General features: G+C 67.5%; 3 protein-coding genes. 1 reads left to right on the forward strand and 2 read right to left on the reverse strand.

The genetic code is table 11. The features are described 5' to 3' along the window. On the forward strand, nucleotides 1-270 hold a 270-nt coding region (locus J7E68_RS18865), incomplete at its 5' end, for a fumarylacetoacetate hydrolase family protein (RefSeq protein ID WP_215175080.1). Between the two features lie 76 nt (nucleotides 271-346). Here the strand turns inward: J7E68_RS18865 and J7E68_RS18870 are convergent. Together J7E68_RS18870 and J7E68_RS18875 are read right to left on the reverse strand one after the other, a co-directional pair. Then, nucleotides 347-1,807, reverse strand: a complete 1,461-nt coding sequence (locus J7E68_RS18870; RefSeq protein WP_215175081.1) for an aspartate ammonia-lyase — start codon at nucleotides 1,805-1,807, stop codon at nucleotides 347-349. A gap of 93 nt (nucleotides 1,808-1,900) precedes the next feature. Next, the gene (locus tag J7E68_RS18875; protein WP_215175082.1) at nucleotides 1,901-2,815 is read right to left on the reverse strand and encodes a metallophosphoesterase; all 915 of its coding nucleotides are present in this window, start codon (nucleotides 2,813-2,815) and stop codon (nucleotides 1,901-1,903) included. Between the last annotated feature and the right edge of the window lie 213 nt (nucleotides 2,816-3,028).

Here is a 3,028-nt window from a genome sequence, read left to right on the forward strand (position 1 = left end):
GACCCGCAGGACCTGCACATCTGGGCCGTCGTCGACGCACAGACGGTGCAGGATGCCAGCACGGACCAGATGGTGCGTTCGGTCGCAAAGCTCATCGCGCACCTGTCGCAGTCGCTGACGCTGCTGCCCGGCACGCTGATCTCGACCGGCAGCCCCGGCGGCGCCGGGTACTCCCGCGACCCGCAGATCTTCCTCCGCGACCGGTCGACGGTCACCGTCGGGATCGACGGGATCGGCGAGCTCACCACCCACTGTCGCGTGCTCGACTGAGTCATCCCGCGCGGCTCGGCGCGGACACAGGACATGAGAGGGGCCCCGGCGCGATCCGCCGGGGCCCCTCGCCTGTTCAGATCTCGATCAGGTCTTCTGACGCGATGACCGGAATTGCCGCTGTGATCGCCTCGAGGCCCGACAGGCGTGCCGGCGACAGCTGCTTGATCACCTCGTCGCGTGACATCAGACCTGCCTCGACGACCAGGTCGGCCACGTTGCGGTTCGTCAGCAGTGCAGTCTTGGCCAGAGCGGCTGCGGCCGCGTAGCCGATGAACGGCGTGAGCGCCGTGATCACGCCGACCGAGGCCCCGACCATGGCGCCGAGGCGGTCGCGGTTCGCGGTGATGCCGTCGACGCAGTTGACACGCAGCGTCCACATCGCCTGACGCATCCAGGTGATCGACTGGAAGATCGAGTGAGCGATCACGGGCTCGAAGGCGTTCAGCTGGAGCTGTCCTGCTTCAGCCGCCATCGTCACCGTCATGTCGGCACCGGCCACCGCGAAGGCCACCTGGTTGACCACCTCGGGGATCACCGGGTTCACCTTGCCGGGCATGATGCTGGATCCCGCCTGCATGGCCGGAAGGTTGATCTCGCCGAACCCGGCCTGAGGACCGGACGACAGCAGACGCAGGTCGTTGCAGATCTTCGAGAGCTTCATCGCGTTGCGCTTCAGAGTCGAGGAGAACGACATGAAGGATCCCGTGTCACTGGTCGCCTCGACGAGGTCGGCAGAGGTGACGAGGTCGAGCGACGTGATCTCGCGCAGGTGCTTCAGCACGGCGGGCGCGTAGTCGACGTGGGTCGTGATGCCCGTGCCGATCGCGGTGGCCCCCATGTTGATCTCGAACATGAGAGAGGCGTTCTCGGTGAGGCGGGTGTGGTCGAAGCCGAGAGTCGAGGCGAACCCGTGGAACTCCTGGCCGAGGGTCATCGGCACGGCGTCCTGCAGCTGCGTGCGCCCGACCTTCAGAACGTCGTGGAACTCGTGCGACTTGTTCAGGAACGACACTCGCAGCAGGTCGAGTTCCTCGAGCAGCGAGCGGAGGGTCAGCGAGAGACCGATCTTGACGGCAGTCGGGTAGACGTCGTTGGTCGACTGGCTGCGGTTCGTGTGATCGATCGGCGAGAGGAACGCGTAGTCGCCCTTCTCGCGCCCGGCGAGTTCGAGGGCGATGTTGGTGATGACCTCGTTGGCGTTCATGTTCGTCGAGGTGCCGGCGCCGCCCTGGATGACGCCCACGGTGAACTGGTCGTGGAACTCCCCGTCGATGACGCGCTGAGCCGCGCGGTCGATCAGATCGGCGCGCTCGGCGTCGAGGACCCCGATCTCGCGGTTGGCGCGGGCGCTGGCCTGCTTGACCATCGCGAGGGCGACGATGAGGTCGGGGTAGACCGAGATCGGTCGCTTCGTGATGGGGAAGTTCGCGTCGGCTCGGGCAGTGTGGATCCCCCAGTACGCGTCGGCGGGAATCTCCATGCTCCCGAGCGAATCGGTCTCGGTACGGGTGAGGGCAGGCGCGGCAGAAGCCATGTCACATCCTTGTGGGTAGTGGCGAGTGTGTGGTGCGGGGGATGCTTCCAGTCTACGCCCGCCTGCATGCGCCGCCAGGGATACGACGCCGGCTCAGCGTTTGCGCGAGAACGCTTCGAGTCGCTCGTCCGGGCTGAGCGCAGCCATCTTCGCGAGCCACCTCTCGGAGAAGAAGTCTCCGGTGGGCGCGTCGGTCACCGGCACGACCGTGTGCGTGATCGTGTCAGGCCTCACATGCACGATCTCGAACGCCTGCGCCGCATCCATCCCGTTGACGTCCGCCGCCGGTCGCGCGACGTTCATCGTGTAGCAGGTGGCCGACGAGACGCTCACCGGCACTCCGGCGAAAGTGCCGTGCGACGAGTAGTGCAGATGCCCCGCGAGGATGCCCCGCACGTCGCTCCCCCGGATCACCTCGGCGAGTTCGTCCTGGTGCCTCAGCTCGAGGATGTCGAACAGCGGAAGATGACTCGGCAGCGGTGGGTGATGCATCGCGAGAAGGGTGCCGTGCGGGGCCGGCTCTTCGAGCACCTCCGACAGCCACGCGAGCTGCGCCTCGTCGAGATCGCCGTGGTGCCAGCCCGGCACGCTCGTGTCGAGGGCGATCAACCGCAGCCCGTCGAGGTCCCAGACGCCCGTCACCGGTTCCTGCGTGGGCTCGCCGCCGAGCAGCTCGGCGCGCAGCGCGGGGCGCTCGTCGTGATTGCCCGCCACCCAGACGACGACCGTTCCCAGCTCGTCGGCGACCGGCTCGACGGCGGCGCGAAGACGGCGATAGGCATCGCGCTCGCCGAGGTCTGCCAGGTCTCCGGTGACGAGGATCGCATCCGGGTGCGGGTGCACGGCGCGGATCGCCTCGAGAGTCCGCGCGAAGGTGGTCTCGACGTCGTAGCGCCCGCCGAGACGTGCGCCGCCGGCGAGGAAGTGCGGATCGCTGACGTGGATGATGACGTGGGAGGCGGGCTGATGGCGACCGAAGACGTACTCGCTGTCGGAATGCTCTGACATGCTCTCAGCCTAGGCCGCACTCCGACACCGGATCGGCGAGGGCCTCCACGTCACCTGTAGTAGTCGCGATAGGGTTCTCGGATGGCGAAGAACGAGACCCGAAGACGGCTCATCGCGGATGCCGGACTCGCCGTGCTCGCCGCAGACGGCTCGCGCGGGCTCACCCACCGCGCGGTCGACAGCGCCGCCGGGGTTCCGACAGGGACCACGTCC

Origin of the sequence: Microbacterium sp. ISL-103, from assembly GCF_018613995.1 — a bacterium.
GTDB lineage: Bacteria > Actinomycetota > Actinomycetes > Actinomycetales > Microbacteriaceae > Microbacterium.